Below are 14,998 nucleotides of genomic sequence, written 5' to 3'. Positions count from 1 at the left end.
GCAGTTCAGTTTTGTCCGCTTATAAAGGGGATGACAGAGGGCAATAGGGCTCTTGCGACATTGGACATATCGCGGCGGGAGCGATGGAAAGGTCGGGACGGTATGAACAGAAATCAGGCCAACAGCTTGGGGAAGCTTGTTCTTGGTGCAGCAATCGGTTTTGCAGTTTCAACTGGCAGCGCTTATGCCGCGCAGATTTCCAATAATGATAGCGGCCCTCAGACGATTGTCGTTACGGAAGGCGCTTCTAAGCGCGAAATGATTGTCGCGCCCGGTGAAACTGTTGAATTTTGCGCCTCGGGCTGCTTCGTAACGTTTCCGAACGGGGACCGCGAAGCGTTGACCGGCGATGAAACGATCACGATCAGTGGTGGCAAAGCCACGTTGAAATAGTTTTCCCATTGCGGAATGTGAAAAGCCGAGGTGTTGCCTCGGCTTTTTTGTATGGAAAGTGTCCCGGTCAGCTGCGAGGCTTGAGGTTTTCCGGGTCGTAGAGAGGCTTGTAACCTATCGAAAGCACTTCAACCGGATAAGTCTCACCGAAATATTCCACATTCAGCTTGCGACCTTCCTGACAATAGGCCCATGGCAGGTACGCGAGCGCGATGTTCTTGCCAATCGTCGGGCCATAGGCGACTGAGGTCGTGAAAGACCGGCGGCCAAGTTCGTCGATGAGTGTATCTCCGGTACTCGGATCCTGTACCGGCATAATGCCGACAGGATACCTGGCCACACCTTTCGAATCGACATTGTCGGTTATGGCTAGCGTGCAGAGTATGGCAGGCTGATGCTCGCGGGCGCGATATTCCACATGCTTTGCCTTGCCGCGGAAATCCGCCTCCTTGACCTTCGGGCGAGCAAGATCGGCTTCGAGAAGGTTATACTCGGTCAGCAGATCGGCATTCTGCAGGCGTAAGCTCTTTTCCATGCGACGCGTGTTGGCATAGGTCTCGACGCCTACCGCAATTACGCCGGTGGAGCGAAGCGCATCCCAGACGGCAAGGCCGTCTTCGTAACGCATATGCAATTCCCAACCCTGTTCACCGACATAGGAAATGCGGAACGCGGTAACATCCTTGCCCGCAATCCGGATTGGCTTGATGGCAGCGAAGGGGAAGTTTTCCGCATCAAGACCTTCAGGGCTCTCAACGACCTTCTTCAGATTCTCGCGCGCATTCGGACCCCAGATGCCGATGGTGACGTATTTTTCCGTCACATCGGTGATCGTAACGTCAAAGCCCTTATCTTCGGCCACGCGACGCATATAGTGGAAGTCGCGAGGTCCGGCATCGGCACCATTGATCATACGGATGCGGTCTGCCATGCGGATTACCGTGAAGTCGGCCCGCACCATGCCTTCGTCGTCGAGGAAGTGGGTATAGATGCCCTTGCCGATATTGGCATCGCCGCCGATTTTAGCTGCACAGAGCCACTCCATCAGCTCGACATGGTCGGGGCCTTCAATGTCGTACATGGCGAAGTGCGAGAGATTGATGATGCCGCAATTCTCGGTCAGTTCGAGGTGTTCGGCATTGGAGACGCGCCAGAAGTGGCGGTTATCCCATTCGTTTTCGCGCACTGGTACGCGATCACCATACTTTTCGAGAAGGTGTTCATTGGCGGCATAGCCGTGCGCGCGCTCCCAGCCGCCAAGCTCCATGAAATGGCCACCGAGTTCGACTTCGCGTTCATAGAATGGTGAGCGGCGGATATTGCGGCCCTTGGAGAAGGGTTCACGCGGATGAACCGCCGGATTGTACACCTTCATCGCCGTTTCCGTGCAGCGATCCCAGATGAACTGCTCGGTCATCTGATGCGGGTAGAAACGGGAATAGTCGACGGCGTGATGATCAATGGACGTGCGACCGTCGGTCATCCAGTCGGCAATGAGCTTGCCCATGCCGGGACCGTCCTTGACCCAGATGGCGACTGCATACCATAGGCCGCGCACCTTCTGGCTTTCGCCCATGGATGGGCCGCCATCAGTCGTGACCTGCAGGAAACCGTTGAAGGAGTGGCTTTCATTATAGCCAAGCTCGCCCAGAATGGGCGTCAGCTCGATGGCGCGCTCAAGCGGTTCGAGAATCTGGTCCATCTCAAGATCGCGCTGTGATGGCGAGAGACGTGCTTCATGCTTTTCCAGAAGGTCACGCGGATGGCACAAGCGCGGGTTCTTTTCCTCGTAATAGCCCCATTCGATCTGGCCGCCTTCGGCAGTTTTCGGATCGCCGGTGTCGCGCATATAGGCGGAGTTACCCTGATCGCGCATGAGTGGCCAGCCGATTTCCTTGCCGGTGCCTTCAAACTCGTTATAGGGACCGAAGAATGTTAGCGGATGGTCAATTGGCATGACTGGCAGGTCTTCACCAACCATTTCGGCAATCAGACGTCCCCAAAGGCCAGCGCAGATGATGACATAGTCAGCTTCGATGGTGCCGCGATGCGTGACGACACCCTTGATGCGCCCGTTTTCGACGATTAGCGACTGGGCCGGGGTGTTGGCGAAGCTTTGTAGCTTGCCTGCAGCTTCAGCCTGATCAATCAGCTTGCCAGCGACGGTCTGCGAGCGCGGGATGACCAGACCGGCATCGGGGTCCCACAGGCCGCCTTGAACCAGGCTTTCCTCGATGAGCGGGAATTTTTCCTTGATCTCTGACGGTTCCATCAGGCGAGCACGAGTGCCGAAAGCTTTACCCGATGCGACCTTGCGCTTGATTTCGTCCATGCGGGCATCGTCACCGACGCGCGCTACCTCGATGCCACCGACGCGGGCGTAATGCCCCATCTTTTCATAGAAATCGATGGAGTAGAGCGTTGTCCAGCACGACAGGAAGTCATGGCTGGTCGCATAGCAGAAGTCGGACGCATGGGCAGTAGAGCCGATGTCGGTCGGGATACCCGATTTGTCGATGCCGACGATATCGTCCCAGCCGCGCTCGATCAGATGGTGTGCCACCGAGGCGCCGACGATACCGCCAAGCCCGACGATCACAACTTTTGCCTTCTTAGGAAACTCTGCCATTTTATGCGTCCCTAGAGCATTTCCAGCAAAAGTGCGTAGCGGTTTTGCGTCGGATAATGCGTGAAAAAGATGGATAGAGCGGTTCCAACGACTCCGTATTACCTGAAACCGCTCTCGTTGGTATTTGACAAAACCATAGTCGTTGGCTGGGCGCGACATTTGCCTTTATACGACATATTCGCAGCGTCAGACGACTGCATCGCAGCTTCTGGAAATCCCGGAAGGTTGAGCATCGGCTGTCCTGTTCGCGACATATCCAACAATCCTGTATCCACAGATGGTTCGATCTGTAGAACTGATTCCGGAAAAGCCTGTATGGTTTTGATTTTATTTTGAAAGCTGACAGGAGTGGAGCTGCTCCATTCAAGATGCAGCTCTATCTTTCTTTAGTGTCGTGCTTAAGCGGCGATGAGCATTTTGCGCTCTGCCCGTTCCTGTTGTGGCGAGCGTCCGTATAATTCCCGATAGCATTTGGAAAAATGCGACGCCGAAACAAAGCCACAGGCGACTGCGACTTCGACCACAGGCATGGACGATTGCAACAACAGATGCCGCGCGCGATCGAGGCGAATTTCCAGATAATAGCGCGCCGGAGACCGGCCCATCTCCTGTCGGAAAAGACGCTCCACCTGACGCCGCGAAAGACCAATCGTGTGGGCCACATTGATCAGTGCCTGCGGCTCTGAAAGATTGGCTTCCATCATCTCGATGATGGTGAGCACCTTGGAGTTCTGAATGCCGAGACGGGCCCGCAGCGGCAGGCGCTGGCGATCCTGCGGGCTGCGGACACGGTCGGTCAGTGCCTGTTCACAGATCTTGTTGACCAGATTGGCGTCGAAATCATCTCCAATCAGCTTCAGCATCATATCGAGAGAGGCGGTTCCGCCCGCGCAGGTGTAAAGGTTACCATCGACCTCGAACAGATCGGCATAGACCTCGGCCTTGGGAAAGGCTTCCGAGAAACCGGGGAGATTTTCCCAGTGAATGGCACAGCGTTTGCCAGATAGAAGCCCGGCCGCGGCCAGTATATGGGCGCCGGTACAAAGTCCACCGACTGCCACGCCGCGATTATATTCCTCACGCAGCCACGCAAAGACCGACTTGTTTCTGAATTCTTCCACGTAGACGCCGGAGCAGACGAATACCATCGAGGGGCGTTGCTCGCGCTGCAGGAAACGTCGCTCGTCTTCCAGCGATGCATTGACGGCGCATTCCACACCGTTGGATGCGGTCACCGGTTTTCCATCAACCGATGTCAGTCGCCATCTATAGGCATCATAACCCAGCATCCGATTTGCAATGCGCAATGGCTCAATGGCCGTTGCGAATGCAATCATCGAAAAGTTTGGAACCAGGAAAAAGACAATAGACCGCTTAACCGATGAAGCTTGGATCATGCCCGATCGTTCCCATTCTCGAAAGGCTCTGGCTGCGGTTCCCGACGCAGTTGAAGCCTTGTGTCTCCGTCACGACTCCGGGTCTTTTGGGCCCGGTTTTCTCCGGTCGCTTTCAGACCGGCAACCTTGCTGCGTTGGCCCGGTTTCACAGGGGGAGGGCGATGGCGCAAACAAGATAGTGTTCTATTGAGACACAGAACGGGTAGGTTGCAAAGTGCGGCTAAATGCCTGCCGCGAAAAGGTATTTTAATGTCGGGAAATTGAGGGCGGATCGCATGATCGCCCTCAATTGGCTTTACTGCCCACGCTTGAACTCTGCTGTGTTTTTGGCGATGCCCGGCAGACGATCATCCACGTTTGGCCAGCCGATATCGTGCAATATGTGTTCAGGTAGCGATTCCAGCACACGACGGCTGCGCTTCACCCGACGTTCGTACGACCAGGCTTCGATCCGTTTTTGCACTTCGGAGTAAAATGCCAGAAACCATAACTGTGCGTTCGCAACGGATGACGTTGATGTAAAGCGCACGACTGATGCCCGGCCGTTGGGAGCGGATTGGCATTGAACGGTCATTTTCTCTCTCCTCATTCAGGAAGTTCGGTTGATACGCTCGCTGCAGCTCTGCTTGTTCGTGTCCTCAATGTGCATTCTGCTTGACGTTCAATCAAACGAAATATAGAAAGGCTTAAGATCAGAAAATTTGAACAAAGAGCGGAAAAAACGGAGTCCGTCATGACAGCGCCCGTTCAACATCCCCTTCCGATGCTCGATATCGATGTGCTGCGCACATTTGTGGCAATTGCCGATACGGGAAGTTTCTCCTCTGCTGCGAACGCGGTGTTCCGCACGCCCTCTGCCGTTTCGATGCAGATCAAGAAGTTAGAGGAACAGATTGGTGTTGCAGTTTTCGATCGGGACGCACGCTCGGTTACGCTGACCAGCGATGGCGAGATTCTGCTCGGATATGCGCGTCGTCTTCTGGCTCTCAATCGAGAGGCAGTCTCGAAATTTGTTGCGCCCACAGTGACTGGAGTGGTTCGGCTAGGGTCGCCGGATGATATCGGCGAATGCGTATTGCCGCTCGTCTTGAAGCGTTTTGCCGAAAGCCATCCGGGCGTAACAGTGGATGTCGTGATCGACCAGAGTAGCAATCTGCGCAAGCGGCTCGATGAGCGGCGACTCGATGTTACGCTGATCAACATGTCCCATACGATACTAAACAAAGGCGATGTGGAAGTTCTGCTGGATGAGGAACTCGTCTGGGCGGGTGCCAAGTGTGGTACGGCTTATCGTCGGGAGCCTCTGCCTCTTTCGATTTGGGAAGAAGGATGTGCCTGGCGCGGCAATGCGCTTGAAGCGCTTGAGACTAGCGGCCGTCCTTACCGCATTGCCTATATGAGCTCGCATTCGACAGGACAGCGGGCTGCGATCATGGCTGATCTTGCCATTGCGCCATTTGGTAAAACGCTATTGAGCGATGGAATTGTCGCTCTGGGGCCGGAACATGGTTTGCCCGCTCTGGGACGTTATCAGCTGGGTATAATTGTGAAGCCGGAAGCCGGGCCGCACATTCAGGTCGTTGCTGACCATCTGCGGAATGTTTTCGAAGGTTATCGCCGTTCCGGCCGGTTTGAGACTTTTCGTTCCAGCTGATGACAGATCACAGTTTATTGGGACGGGAACTAATGCATTCTCTTGCCAGCGAAAAACGCTGCGCTAGATTTCTTTTGTGACAGCCGAGTGAATCGGCTTCACCGCCAGATGCCGGGCAGGGGCTTCGTATGTGGCGGGAGGCATAACTGGTTTGAATAGACTTGGAACTCTATGCACCTACCCCTGAAAGGGGAGGATTGCACATCCCATTGGAGAGACTGTCATGAAGCTGACCCGACTTGTCCCAGTTGCTATCGTTCTCTGCGCATTCACGCTTGCGTCCTGTGCAAATACTGTTCGCGGCGTTGGCCGCGACGTAAAAGGCACCGCTCATGCGGTTCAGGAAACAGTAGAATAAGAGAATAAATGGCCCGGGTTTCCCGGGCCTTTCCTTTATGGAACCAGAAAATAGCTGACGGTTATGTGCTTGTCTGGTCGGGTTTTATATTCAATTTCGGTGGTAGTGATACCGTCATGAGGTATTGTGATGTTCGCATTTTGCAACAAAGCAGCAATGCGTTCATTGGGTTCAGCGCCACCGAACCACATAACGAGTACGGGTGATGTCAGGTAAGCTCTGGCATCGGGCGTTTCGGGATGAACCACGCGCAACGACGAATCAAATAGTCTGAAATTGCCCGGTATCTGTGCATTGTCCGTCAGGATCGTCTTGAACGGTCCTTTCGCCTGCACTTCCTCGTAGAAATGACGATAATCGAGCTGGCCGTAAGGCGGAGAGCTGGAGCCATAGGTCAGGTAATAGCTCAACACTGGCGGGACGATAAGCGCTACGACAGCGCTCACGACAGCGAAGTCGATCAAGGCCCTGTTTCCGGTCCTGTAACGAGCAAAAAGGCTTGCCATCAGTGCCGGAGTGAGGAACAGAACGGGCTGCAGCCAGCGATCTTTCACGTTGTTTGCGCCGGTGGCGATAACGCCAACGAGAACAATAACCAGTCCGACTAGGATCAGGAGCCGCAGGAATTTCTCGCCGGTGGTGAGCGGAACGGAGGGGGCGGTTTTCTTCTGCCAGTGAATGAGTGCGATGATACCCGCGATTGCCAGGGCAAGGATCGAGAACAGAAAGGCTGCTTCTATCAGGCTCTCGACGCCCATCAGCCGGTCGAAGAAGACATTGCCGGAAGCGCCGATTTCAAACTTACTCGCGCGCGCCATGACGCTGGATTTGTGTGCGAACATCCAGAGCGCAGTTGGTCCGAAGCAGATGGCGAATGCCAGAATCGTAACGAAACTCAGCTTGGAGAGCAGTATCCGGCGGTATTCGGGAATGAGAAGTCCTGTCATGATCAGCATGATCAGGAAGAATGAGGCATTGAATTTGCCGAGGATAGCCGCAGCCATCGCGATGCCTAATGCGGCGGCAGAGACGACACTGCGCCTGCGCATATGCCAGGCAAAGGCCAGGAAGGCCCAGCCACAACCGGCGGTGCCTGCAACTGAATGGGTCAGGGCGCGTTGTGATTCCCAGCCGATTTGCGGGATGAGAAACAGACCAAGCATACCGGCTGACGCGACAATGCGCGAAAAACCGAGCAGTCTCATAGCGCCGTAAACGCTTAGGAACAGGCTTGCAAGAATGCTGAATTTCACGATCTGGAGTGTGAACATCGATGTGCCCAGCACCGATGCAACCAGATTGGTAATCCAGGTATAGAGAGGGGGTTGTGATCCGCCATACCCCCAGTCCAGGTAGCCGATATTGGCCAGCTGCTCGGCGTCATCAAGGCCTGCGCCGTTGGAAACAACGGTGACAAGAATGGTTTGGAACGCGAAATAGCACAGCACGAAAATTACAGCCAAAGGCAGGCCGAAAAGTTTCTTATCGGCAGTGGAAACAGCGGTGGCTGGTCGTTGTGCAGTCAAATTCATTGCCCTGAATAAAAATCACCTGTGTAGCAGGCTTCATTGGAAGCGCTCTGCATTTCACAGGATTATGTCCGGATTTCAATCGAACAGCTCTAAATGCTTTGTAACAAAGGCGTGTAATTGTGCATTCCCTGATGATCAAGGGCAACGGGCCAGTTTCAGGCAACTATTTGTAGGTTCAAATGGCAAAAACCGCGCTGCCAGAGGTGCACGGTTTTGCCAATTACGCATGGCATCTCCGCCGAACAATACACTGGCGGGATATACTGAGCTCCGGTACGCAGTACCAGATCCGGAGCGTTGAGCCGGGTGAACCCGTCTCGTGCTCCTTTCTAGCCCAACATCGTTACCGTACGGTTATCAGAGACTTAAGCAAATCTAAACAATGCGATTTTTTTGCGTGGGCAATTGTTTAATCTGCTCCAGATTTGGAGCGCAGGTAATTGATGATGCCTGAGAAGTCTTCGGCGCCATGGCCTTCACCATCAAAAAGACTGTAAAGTTCCTGTGCATGTGCGCCGAGCGGTGTTTCAGCGCCAGCGCTTTGCGCGGCTTCCTGCGAGAGCTTGAGGTCTTTCAGCATCAAAGCTGCCGCAAAACCGGGTTTATAGTCGCGGTTTGCAGGTGATGTTGGAACCGGTCCCGGAACCGGACAGTAGGTTGTCAGTGACCAGCATTGCCCCGATGATGTTGACGCCACATCGAAGAGCGCTTGGTGGGACAGGCCCAGTTTCTCAGCCAGAACAAAGGCCTCGCTGACACCGATCATCGATATGCCGAGGATCATGTTGTTGCAGATTTTCGCCGCTTGTCCTGCGCCGTCACCGCCGCAATGCACGATCTTTCCAGCCATTGGCTGCAGGATCGGCTCCCCGCGTGTGAATGCGTCGTCGCTACCGCCAGCCATGAAAGTCAATGTCCCTGCGGAAGCGCCACCGGTGCCGCCGGAAACAGGCGCATCAATGGAAAGATGTCCGTGGCTTGCGGCCAGCTCATGTGCCTTGCGTGCTGAATCTACATCGATTGTCGAGCAGTCGATGAAAAGTGAGTCTTTTCGAGCATTTGGTGCAATGTCCTCATAGACGGAGAGAACGTGCTTTCCGGCGGGCAGCATGGTGATCACCACGTCAACGTCGGCAACCGCATCCTGCGCGCTCGAGGCTATCGAGAGACCATTGGCCTTTGCCTCATCGAGATGTTGCGGCAGGAGGTCGAAGCCGCGAACGGTGTGACCGGCTTTCACGAGGTTGGCGGCCATCGGGCCACCCATATTGCCAAGGCCGATAAATGCTATTGTGGCCATAAAAAATTCCTCCCTTGGCGGTTACTAATTCAGAACTAGCGTCCGATCATCTGGCGTGCGATGATCACACGCATGATCTCGTTCGTACCTTCGAGGATCTGGTGTACGCGCAGATCGCGGACAAGCTTTTCGATCCCGTATTCATGCAGATAGCCGTAGCCGCCGAAGAGCTGCAGCGCTTCGTTCGCCACATTGAAACCCGTGTCAGTGACAAAGCGCTTGGCCATTGCCGACCATTTGCCCGCATCGTGGGTTTTTCGATCAAGCTTGCTGGCAGCGGAGTAAAGAAGAAGGCGTGACGCGGAGAGTTCCGTCTCCATGTCCGCCAGGCGGAATTGCAGCGCTTGAAAACGGTCAATTGTCTGACCGAAGGCTTTGCGCTGGCTGCAATATTCCAGTGACTTGTCGAGCGCCGATTGCGCGCCGCCGAGCGAACAGGCAGCAATATTGAGCCGACCGCCGTCAAGCCCGGCCATCGCTATGCGAAACCCTGTTCCTTCTTCACCGAGAAGGTTTTCAGCCGGGACGCGACAATTGTCGAAAATGACGGTTCTTGTCGGTTGTGCGTTCCAGCCCATCTTGAATTCATTTGCACCAAACGAAAGGCCGGGTGCATCTTTTGGCACAACGATGGTGGAAATCCCCTTGGGGCCGTCCTCGCCGGTACGCACCATCGTCACATAGACATCCGTGGCGCCTGCACCGGAAATGAACTGCTTGGAACCGTTGAGGATATAATGATCGCCATCGCGTGTAGCGCGTGTTCTGAGCGCCGCCGCATCCGAACCCGATCCGGGCTCGGTCAGGCAGTAGCTGGCAAGCCATTCCATTGACGTGAGCTTTGGCAGAAAGCGCAGGCGCTGTTCGTCATTGCCGAAAGTGTCGATCATCCATGCGGCCATGTTGTGGATGGAGACGAAAGCCGAGAATGAAGGGCATGCAGTTGCCAGTGCCTCAAAAATGAGAACTGCGTCGAGCCGCTTCAGCTCCGAGCCGCCCACATCTTCACGCACATAAATGCCGCCCATGCCGAGCGGTCCAGTCTCTTGCAATACGTCGACGGGGAAATGCTTGTCGCGGTCCCATTGCAATGCATGCGGGGCAACGCGATCACTGGCGAAGGCTCGCGCCATGTCCTGAATGGCAAGCTGATCTTCGTTCAGTTCGTACTGGTTCTGGTCGGCAGCATCCATGGTTTCCTCCCTGTAGCACCGCACCTTTTCACCGGACTAGATCATAACCGTGTGAGACTGCCAACGCTCCATTGGAATAATGTTGCTCACATTTGTAATAAACTGATGCGCATTTTTGCATAGACGCTCGCCGATTGAGGTCCCGTTGCCAGAAAGTTCAGTTTAAGCTACGCAGCAGTCCATGGCACGCGCAATCATGTTTCAGGGAACGGGTTCGGACGTCGGCAAAAGTGTTCTTGTTGCCGGACTATGCCGGGTTGCGCGCAATCGCGGCCTGAATGTTCGACCGTTTAAGCCGCAAAACATGTCCAACAATGCGGCAGTCAGCGACGATGGTGGCGAAATTGGTCGGGCGCAGTGGTTGCAGGCGCTGGCTTGCGGTGTGCCGTCGTCTGTCCATATGAATCCGGTACTCCTCAAACCGCAGACTGACATGGGTAGTCAGGTTATCGTCCAGGGACAAGTGCGAGGCGAGGCGCGCGGGCGCTATTATCAGGAATTGAAACCGCAGCTCATGGCGGCTGTCATGGAATCCTTCGCCAGGGTCAGCGAAGGCGCGGACCTTGTGCTGGTGGAAGGGGCGGGGTCACCAGCTGAAATCAATCTGCGGGCCGGTGATATCGCCAATATGGGGTTTGCCACACAGGCCGATGTCCCGGTTGTTCTGGTCGGTGACATAGACAGAGGTGGCGTGATTGCGTCTCTCGTCGGCACGCACACAATTCTGTCCGAACAGGACCGCGCCATGGTTCGCGGATTTCTGATCAACAAGTTCCGGGGCGATATTTCGCTTTTTGATGACGGGCTGGCTGCCATTACCCGGTTTACCGGCTGGCGTTCTTTCGGCGTTGTCCCGTGGCTGAAAGCGGTATCGAGACTGCCAGCCGAAGATTCTGTCGTTCTTGAACGTGCCGTTCGCGGAGACAAGAAGTCGCTCGTGGTTGCTGTGCCGATGTTGCCGCGCATTGCCAACTTCGATGATCTTGATCCGCTAAAGGCTGAACCGGATGTAGAAGTGGTCATGGTGCCGCCTGGTTCGAGCATTCCCGGCGATGCGGGCCTTGTCGTTCTGCCGGGGACAAAGTCCACGATAGCCGATATGCAGGCGGTTCGGGACAATGGCTGGGATCGCCAATTATCTGCCCACGTGAAACGAGGCGGTCATGTGCTTGGTATCTGCGGCGGGTTCCAGATGCTTGGTCACCACATCAGCGACCCTGCTGGTATCGAGGGGCATGTACGCGACATTGATGGTCTTGGGCTGCTCGATATCGAAACGGTGATGGAACCTGAAAAAGTGGTCCGCAACGTGCAGGCGACCGCGCTTCTCCATAATGTGCCGCTGGAGGGCTATGAAATCCATATCGGCCGCACGACTGGACCGGATATGGGGTGGCCTTTCGCTCGAATTGGCGAGCATGACGACGGAGCCATATCACCAGATGGGCGCATCATGGGGACCTATCTCCACGGTGTTTTCAATGCGGATGAATTTCGCCGGAGATTTCTGCAGAATCTTGGTGTGCAGAGCAGTTCAGTGAACTATCGCGCCGGCGTTGAAGCTGCATTGGATGAACTGGCCGAAGGGCTGGAAGCATGTCTCGATATCGATGCACTGTTTAATTTGAAATGAGGTCGTCAATCATCGGTCGCGATTGACGACGATGGGGCGAAAGCCTAGTGTCGAAACCATGCAACAGGTTTTTGCCGGGACGAATCCCGGCAATACCAAAAAGGGAATGCGACGGACGGACCCAATCCGGGCGTCTTTATCGCAGCCGACCCCGCGACTGTAGAGCGGAGAGGGATGAGGCAAACCGGGCAACCGGTAACCACTGGAGGCTGCAAAGCTTCTGGGAAGGTAGCTTCAATCCCCGCGACCCGTGAGCCAGGAGACCTGCCTGTTGCGTGAGGGCATTGAGCCCGAACCCCATGGGAGGTTTTTCCCTGCTGCCTGCACGGAGGTTGTCATGGCTGCACGTACTCAAAATTCTGTTTCCAGCACACTCGCAATGCCGCTCGCTGCCCGTCTGGGCACGGCTGTGGTTTCACTGCTTCTCGGCGCGTTCCTGATCTACGGCGTAGGGCTTGCCCATTCTGATACGTTGCACGATTCAGCGCACGATACGCGCCATTCCTATGGTTTTCCCTGCCACTGAGCAGTTTAACATCTTTCGGAATTGAAGCTGAGCAAAGCTCGATGGTGGACGGCCATCGGCGCGAAATTGCTATTGAGGGACAGAAATGTTGATCCGTTATTTGTTGGCGACGCTTGCTGCCGGGCTTTTGGCCGGGCTGCTGGTTACTCCCGCCATGTATTTGAAGACAGTGCCTTTGATCCTGCAGGCCGAAACCTATGAAGATGCTGGCGGTGGCCATAGTCACGGCGAGGCGGAAGCCACACCGCATGATCATGGTGCCGCTGCCGAAAGTGCCGAGGAAGAAGGGGCTGAATTACCATTTGGGCGGTTGGGCAATACGATCCTTGCCAATCTCGTAGCAGGTGCAGGTTTCGCCTTGCTGCTTGGTGGCGTGGCTTTGCTTCTCGGACGCCGCATTACGGTGCAGAATGGGATTTATTGGGGCGTTGCCGGTTTCTTCGCGGCCGCGTTTCTGCCTGCATTGGGTTTATCGCCGGAATTACCGGCAATGCCTGCGGCTGATCTGGCTGAACGTCAGCTCTGGTGGCTCGCTACCGTGGTGCTGAGCGGTTTAGGCCTCTATCTCATCGTGTTGCGCCAGGAAATCTGGGCAAAGACCCTCGGTCTGGTGCTGATCGTGGCGCCGCATCTTTATGGTGCTCCGCATCCCGAAGACATCTCGTCACCGATTCCATCACTGCTTGCTTCGCAATATGCGGTCGCATCGCTGGCGACGAACCTGTTCATGTGGGCCGTGATCGGCCTCGCACTTGGCTGGTTCATCCAGCACTACGCATCGTCCGAGATTGAGGGCTGATGAAAATGGCTTCGCCGGGAAAATCGGTTCTGGTTCTTGGCGGAGCCCGTTCGGGTAAGTCGTCCTATGCCGAGAAAATGGTTGAATCCTCGGGACTTCAGCCACTCTATCTGGCAACAGGACGTGCCTTCGACAAGGAAATGGAAAACCGCATTGCCATTCATCGCGACCGACGTGGTTCCGAATGGCAGACGGTGGAGGAGCCACTCGATCTGGTCGGTGCACTGACATTGAATGCTGCTGCGGATCGGTTCGTGCTGGTCGATTGTTTGACCCTGTGGCTGACCAATCTGATGATGGCCGAGCGCGATATAGCGACAGAGACGGCAAGTCTTGTCGCCATGCTGCCGGATCTTGCCGGGCCTGTGGTTTTTGTTTCGAACGAAGTTGGACTAGGGATCGTGCCCGAAAATCGCATGGCACGGGAATTTCGCGATCATGCAGGCTTTCTGCATCAGGCAGTGGCCGCGATTGCGGATGAAGTTTATTTCATGGCGGCAGGGTTGCCGCTCAGGATGAAGGGATAAATCGATGCAGGGACAGAAAATTCCCGCAACAGTCATCACGGGTTTTCTCGGATCGGGCAAAACGACGATGATCCGCAACCTGTTGGAAAACGCCAATGGAAAACGCATTGCGTTGATCATCAATGAGTTCGGCGACCTCGGTGTCGATGGCGGTATTCTGAAAGGTTGCGGTATCGAGACTTGCCGCGAAGAAGATGTGATCGAACTCAACAATGGTTGCATCTGCTGCACCGTTGCCGATGACTTCATCCCGACCATGACCAAGCTTCTGGACCGCGCTGATCGCCCCGATCATATCGTGATCGAGACGTCCGGTCTGGCATTGCCGCAGCCGTTGGTCGCGGCTTTCAACTGGCCAGAAATCAAGACGCAGGTAACAGTCGACGGTGTAGTAACCGTGATCGACGCCGCAGCGGTGGCCGAGGGGCGTTTTGCCGATGACCACGACAAGGTGGATGCGCAGCGCGCAGCGGACGAATCTCTTGACCATGAAAGCCCCTTGGAGGAACTTTTTGAGGATCAGATTCATGCAGCCGATCTGATTGTTCTCAACAAAGCTGACCTGATCGACGCCTCAAGGCTGGATAGTGTGAAAGCCGATGTGGCCGAGCGTTCGCCCCGCCGCGTGAATATGGTTCCTGCGAGCTTTGGCAAGCTTGGGGCTGATGTTCTGCTCGGCCTCGGCGTTGGCACGGAAGACGACATCGCCAACCGCAAATCCCACCATGAAATCCATCATGCAGATGGACATGAGCACGATCATGACGAGTTCGAGAGCTTCGTAGTCGAAGTGGGCTCTGTGGGCGATCCCAAGCTGTTCACGGAAAAGCTGAAAGCGGTCATTGCGGAACACGATATTCTTCGTTTGAAGGGCTTTGTCGATGTGCCGGGCAAGCCGATGCGACTGGTCGTGCAGGCGGTTGGTCCGCGTATTGAGCATTATTTCGACCGTCCATGGGGCAAGGATGAAGCGCGCTCCACGCGACTGGTCGTGATCGGGTTGCATGATATCGATGAAGCAGCCATCGCCAAGGCCGTGAAAGACGCTGTCTGACCG

At 55.2% G+C, this 14,998-nt stretch carries 14 protein-coding genes and 1 riboswitch; of the genes, 8 read left to right on the top strand and 6 right to left on the bottom strand.

From position 1 onward, the window contains the following. The first annotated feature begins 102 nt into the window (after positions 1–102). Positions 103–393: a hypothetical protein gene (locus KWJ32_RS12705; protein WP_012091845.1), complete on the top strand. Its 291-nt coding sequence runs from the start codon at positions 103–105 to the stop codon at positions 391–393. Between the two features lie 67 nt (positions 394–460). On the opposite strand, the gene KWJ32_RS12700 is transcribed toward KWJ32_RS12705, so the two are convergent. From KWJ32_RS12700 to KWJ32_RS12690, 3 genes are all read right to left on the bottom strand, one after another. Next, positions 461–3,022, bottom strand: a complete 2,562-nt coding sequence (locus KWJ32_RS12700) for an FAD-dependent oxidoreductase (RefSeq protein WP_012091846.1) — start codon at positions 3,020–3,022, stop codon at positions 461–463. A gap of 398 nt (positions 3,023–3,420) precedes the next feature. Continuing rightward, positions 3,421–4,419 (bottom strand): GlxA family transcriptional regulator, encoded by a 999-nt coding sequence (locus KWJ32_RS12695; RefSeq protein WP_012091847.1) that lies wholly within the window; start codon positions 4,417–4,419, stop codon positions 3,421–3,423. Between the two features lie 295 nt (positions 4,420–4,714). Continuing rightward, positions 4,715–4,993 (bottom strand): DUF1127 domain-containing protein, encoded by a 279-nt coding sequence (locus KWJ32_RS12690; RefSeq protein WP_012091848.1) that lies wholly within the window; start codon positions 4,991–4,993, stop codon positions 4,715–4,717. A 159-nt stretch (positions 4,994–5,152) separates the two neighbouring features. Between KWJ32_RS12690 and KWJ32_RS12685 the strand changes: the two genes are divergently transcribed. Both KWJ32_RS12685 and KWJ32_RS12680 read left to right on the top strand, forming a co-directional pair. Beyond that, a complete protein-coding gene (locus KWJ32_RS12685) occupies positions 5,153–6,073 on the top strand; it encodes a LysR family transcriptional regulator (RefSeq protein ID WP_012091849.1) in 921 nt (306 codons plus the stop codon). A 223-nt stretch (positions 6,074–6,296) separates the two neighbouring features. Beyond that, the gene (locus KWJ32_RS12680) at positions 6,297–6,431 is read left to right on the top strand and encodes an entericidin A/B family lipoprotein (RefSeq protein ID WP_012091850.1); all 135 of its coding nucleotides are present in this window, start codon (positions 6,297–6,299) and stop codon (positions 6,429–6,431) included. 35 nt (positions 6,432–6,466) lie between these two features. Here the strand turns inward: KWJ32_RS12680 and KWJ32_RS12675 are convergent, their stop codons facing one another. The 3 genes from KWJ32_RS12675 to KWJ32_RS12665 all read right to left on the bottom strand — a co-directional run bounded on the left by KWJ32_RS12675 (position 6,467) and on the right by KWJ32_RS12665 (position 10,456). After that, the gene (locus tag KWJ32_RS12675; RefSeq protein WP_012091851.1) at positions 6,467–7,963 is read right to left on the bottom strand and encodes a glycosyltransferase family 39 protein; all 1,497 of its coding nucleotides are present in this window, start codon (positions 7,961–7,963) and stop codon (positions 6,467–6,469) included. 409 nt (positions 7,964–8,372) lie between these two features. After that, on the bottom strand, positions 8,373–9,263 hold the full coding sequence (mmsB, locus tag KWJ32_RS12670) for a 3-hydroxyisobutyrate dehydrogenase (RefSeq protein WP_012091852.1): 891 nt from the start codon (positions 9,261–9,263) through the stop codon (positions 8,373–8,375). Between the two features lie 35 nt (positions 9,264–9,298). Continuing rightward, positions 9,299–10,456 carry an isobutyryl-CoA dehydrogenase gene (locus KWJ32_RS12665; RefSeq protein WP_012091853.1) on the bottom strand — a complete coding sequence of 386 codons (1,158 nt, stop codon included), beginning with the start codon at positions 10,454–10,456 and terminating at the stop codon, positions 9,299–9,301. A gap of 181 nt (positions 10,457–10,637) precedes the next feature. Between KWJ32_RS12665 and KWJ32_RS12660 the strand changes: the two genes are divergently transcribed. The 5 genes from KWJ32_RS12660 to cobW all read left to right on the top strand — a co-directional run bounded on the left by KWJ32_RS12660 (position 10,638) and on the right by cobW (position 14,995). Next, entirely contained in the window at positions 10,638–12,089 is a 1,452-nt protein-coding gene (locus KWJ32_RS12660) for a cobyric acid synthase (RefSeq protein ID WP_012091854.1), read from the top strand. 48 nt (positions 12,090–12,137) lie between these two features. Further along, a riboswitch (cobalamin riboswitch) is annotated at positions 12,138–12,376 on the top strand. A 50-nt stretch (positions 12,377–12,426) separates the two neighbouring features. After that, positions 12,427–12,615: a CbtB domain-containing protein gene (locus tag KWJ32_RS12655; RefSeq protein WP_006467114.1), complete on the top strand. Its 189-nt coding sequence runs from the start codon at positions 12,427–12,429 to the stop codon at positions 12,613–12,615. Between the two features lie 85 nt (positions 12,616–12,700). Continuing rightward, positions 12,701–13,414, top strand: coding sequence for a CbtA family protein (locus KWJ32_RS12650; RefSeq protein ID WP_012091855.1), 714 nt, complete (start codon positions 12,701–12,703; stop codon positions 13,412–13,414). Between the two features lie 5 nt (positions 13,415–13,419). Continuing rightward, positions 13,420–13,941, top strand: coding sequence for a bifunctional adenosylcobinamide kinase/adenosylcobinamide-phosphate guanylyltransferase (gene cobU / locus KWJ32_RS12645; protein ID WP_012091856.1), 522 nt, complete (start codon positions 13,420–13,422; stop codon positions 13,939–13,941). A 4-nt stretch (positions 13,942–13,945) separates the two neighbouring features. After that, positions 13,946–14,995 carry a cobalamin biosynthesis protein CobW gene (gene cobW / locus KWJ32_RS12640; RefSeq protein WP_012091857.1) on the top strand — a complete coding sequence of 350 codons (1,050 nt, stop codon included), beginning with the start codon at positions 13,946–13,948 and terminating at the stop codon, positions 14,993–14,995. Positions 14,996–14,998 lie beyond the last annotated feature (3 nt).

It is taken from the genome of Ochrobactrum sp. BTU2 (assembly GCF_024539785.1).
Classification (GTDB): domain Bacteria; phylum Pseudomonadota; class Alphaproteobacteria; order Rhizobiales; family Rhizobiaceae; genus Brucella; species Brucella anthropi.
This window is presented reverse-complemented; position numbering and strand designations above follow the sequence as displayed.

Coding starts and splice junctions, on each gene's coding strand:
- KWJ32_RS12700 (WP_012091846.1), bottom strand. CDS start 3,022: ATGGCAGAGTTTCCTAAGAAGGCAAAAGTTGTGATCGTCGGGCTTGGC.
- KWJ32_RS12675 (WP_012091851.1), bottom strand. CDS start 7,963: ATGAATTTGACTGCACAACGACCAGCCACCGCTGTTTCCACTGCCGAT.
- KWJ32_RS12690 (WP_012091848.1), bottom strand. CDS start 4,993: ATGACCGTTCAATGCCAATCCGCTCCCAACGGCCGGGCATCAGTCGTG.
- mmsB (WP_012091852.1), bottom strand. CDS start 9,263: ATGGCCACAATAGCATTTATCGGCCTTGGCAATATGGGTGGCCCGATG.
- KWJ32_RS12705 (WP_012091845.1), top strand. CDS start 103: ATGAACAGAAATCAGGCCAACAGCTTGGGGAAGCTTGTTCTTGGTGCA.
- KWJ32_RS12685 (WP_012091849.1), top strand. CDS start 5,153: ATGACAGCGCCCGTTCAACATCCCCTTCCGATGCTCGATATCGATGTG.
- KWJ32_RS12680 (WP_012091850.1), top strand. CDS start 6,297: ATGAAGCTGACCCGACTTGTCCCAGTTGCTATCGTTCTCTGCGCATTC.
- KWJ32_RS12695 (WP_012091847.1), bottom strand. CDS start 4,419: ATGATCCAAGCTTCATCGGTTAAGCGGTCTATTGTCTTTTTCCTGGTT.
- KWJ32_RS12665 (WP_012091853.1), bottom strand. CDS start 10,456: ATGGATGCTGCCGACCAGAACCAGTACGAACTGAACGAAGATCAGCTT.
- cobW (WP_012091857.1), top strand. CDS start 13,946: ATGCAGGGACAGAAAATTCCCGCAACAGTCATCACGGGTTTTCTCGGA.
- KWJ32_RS12655 (WP_006467114.1), top strand. CDS start 12,427: ATGGCTGCACGTACTCAAAATTCTGTTTCCAGCACACTCGCAATGCCG.
- KWJ32_RS12650 (WP_012091855.1), top strand. CDS start 12,701: ATGTTGATCCGTTATTTGTTGGCGACGCTTGCTGCCGGGCTTTTGGCC.
- KWJ32_RS12660 (WP_012091854.1), top strand. CDS start 10,638: ATGGCACGCGCAATCATGTTTCAGGGAACGGGTTCGGACGTCGGCAAA.
- cobU (WP_012091856.1), top strand. CDS start 13,420: ATGGCTTCGCCGGGAAAATCGGTTCTGGTTCTTGGCGGAGCCCGTTCG.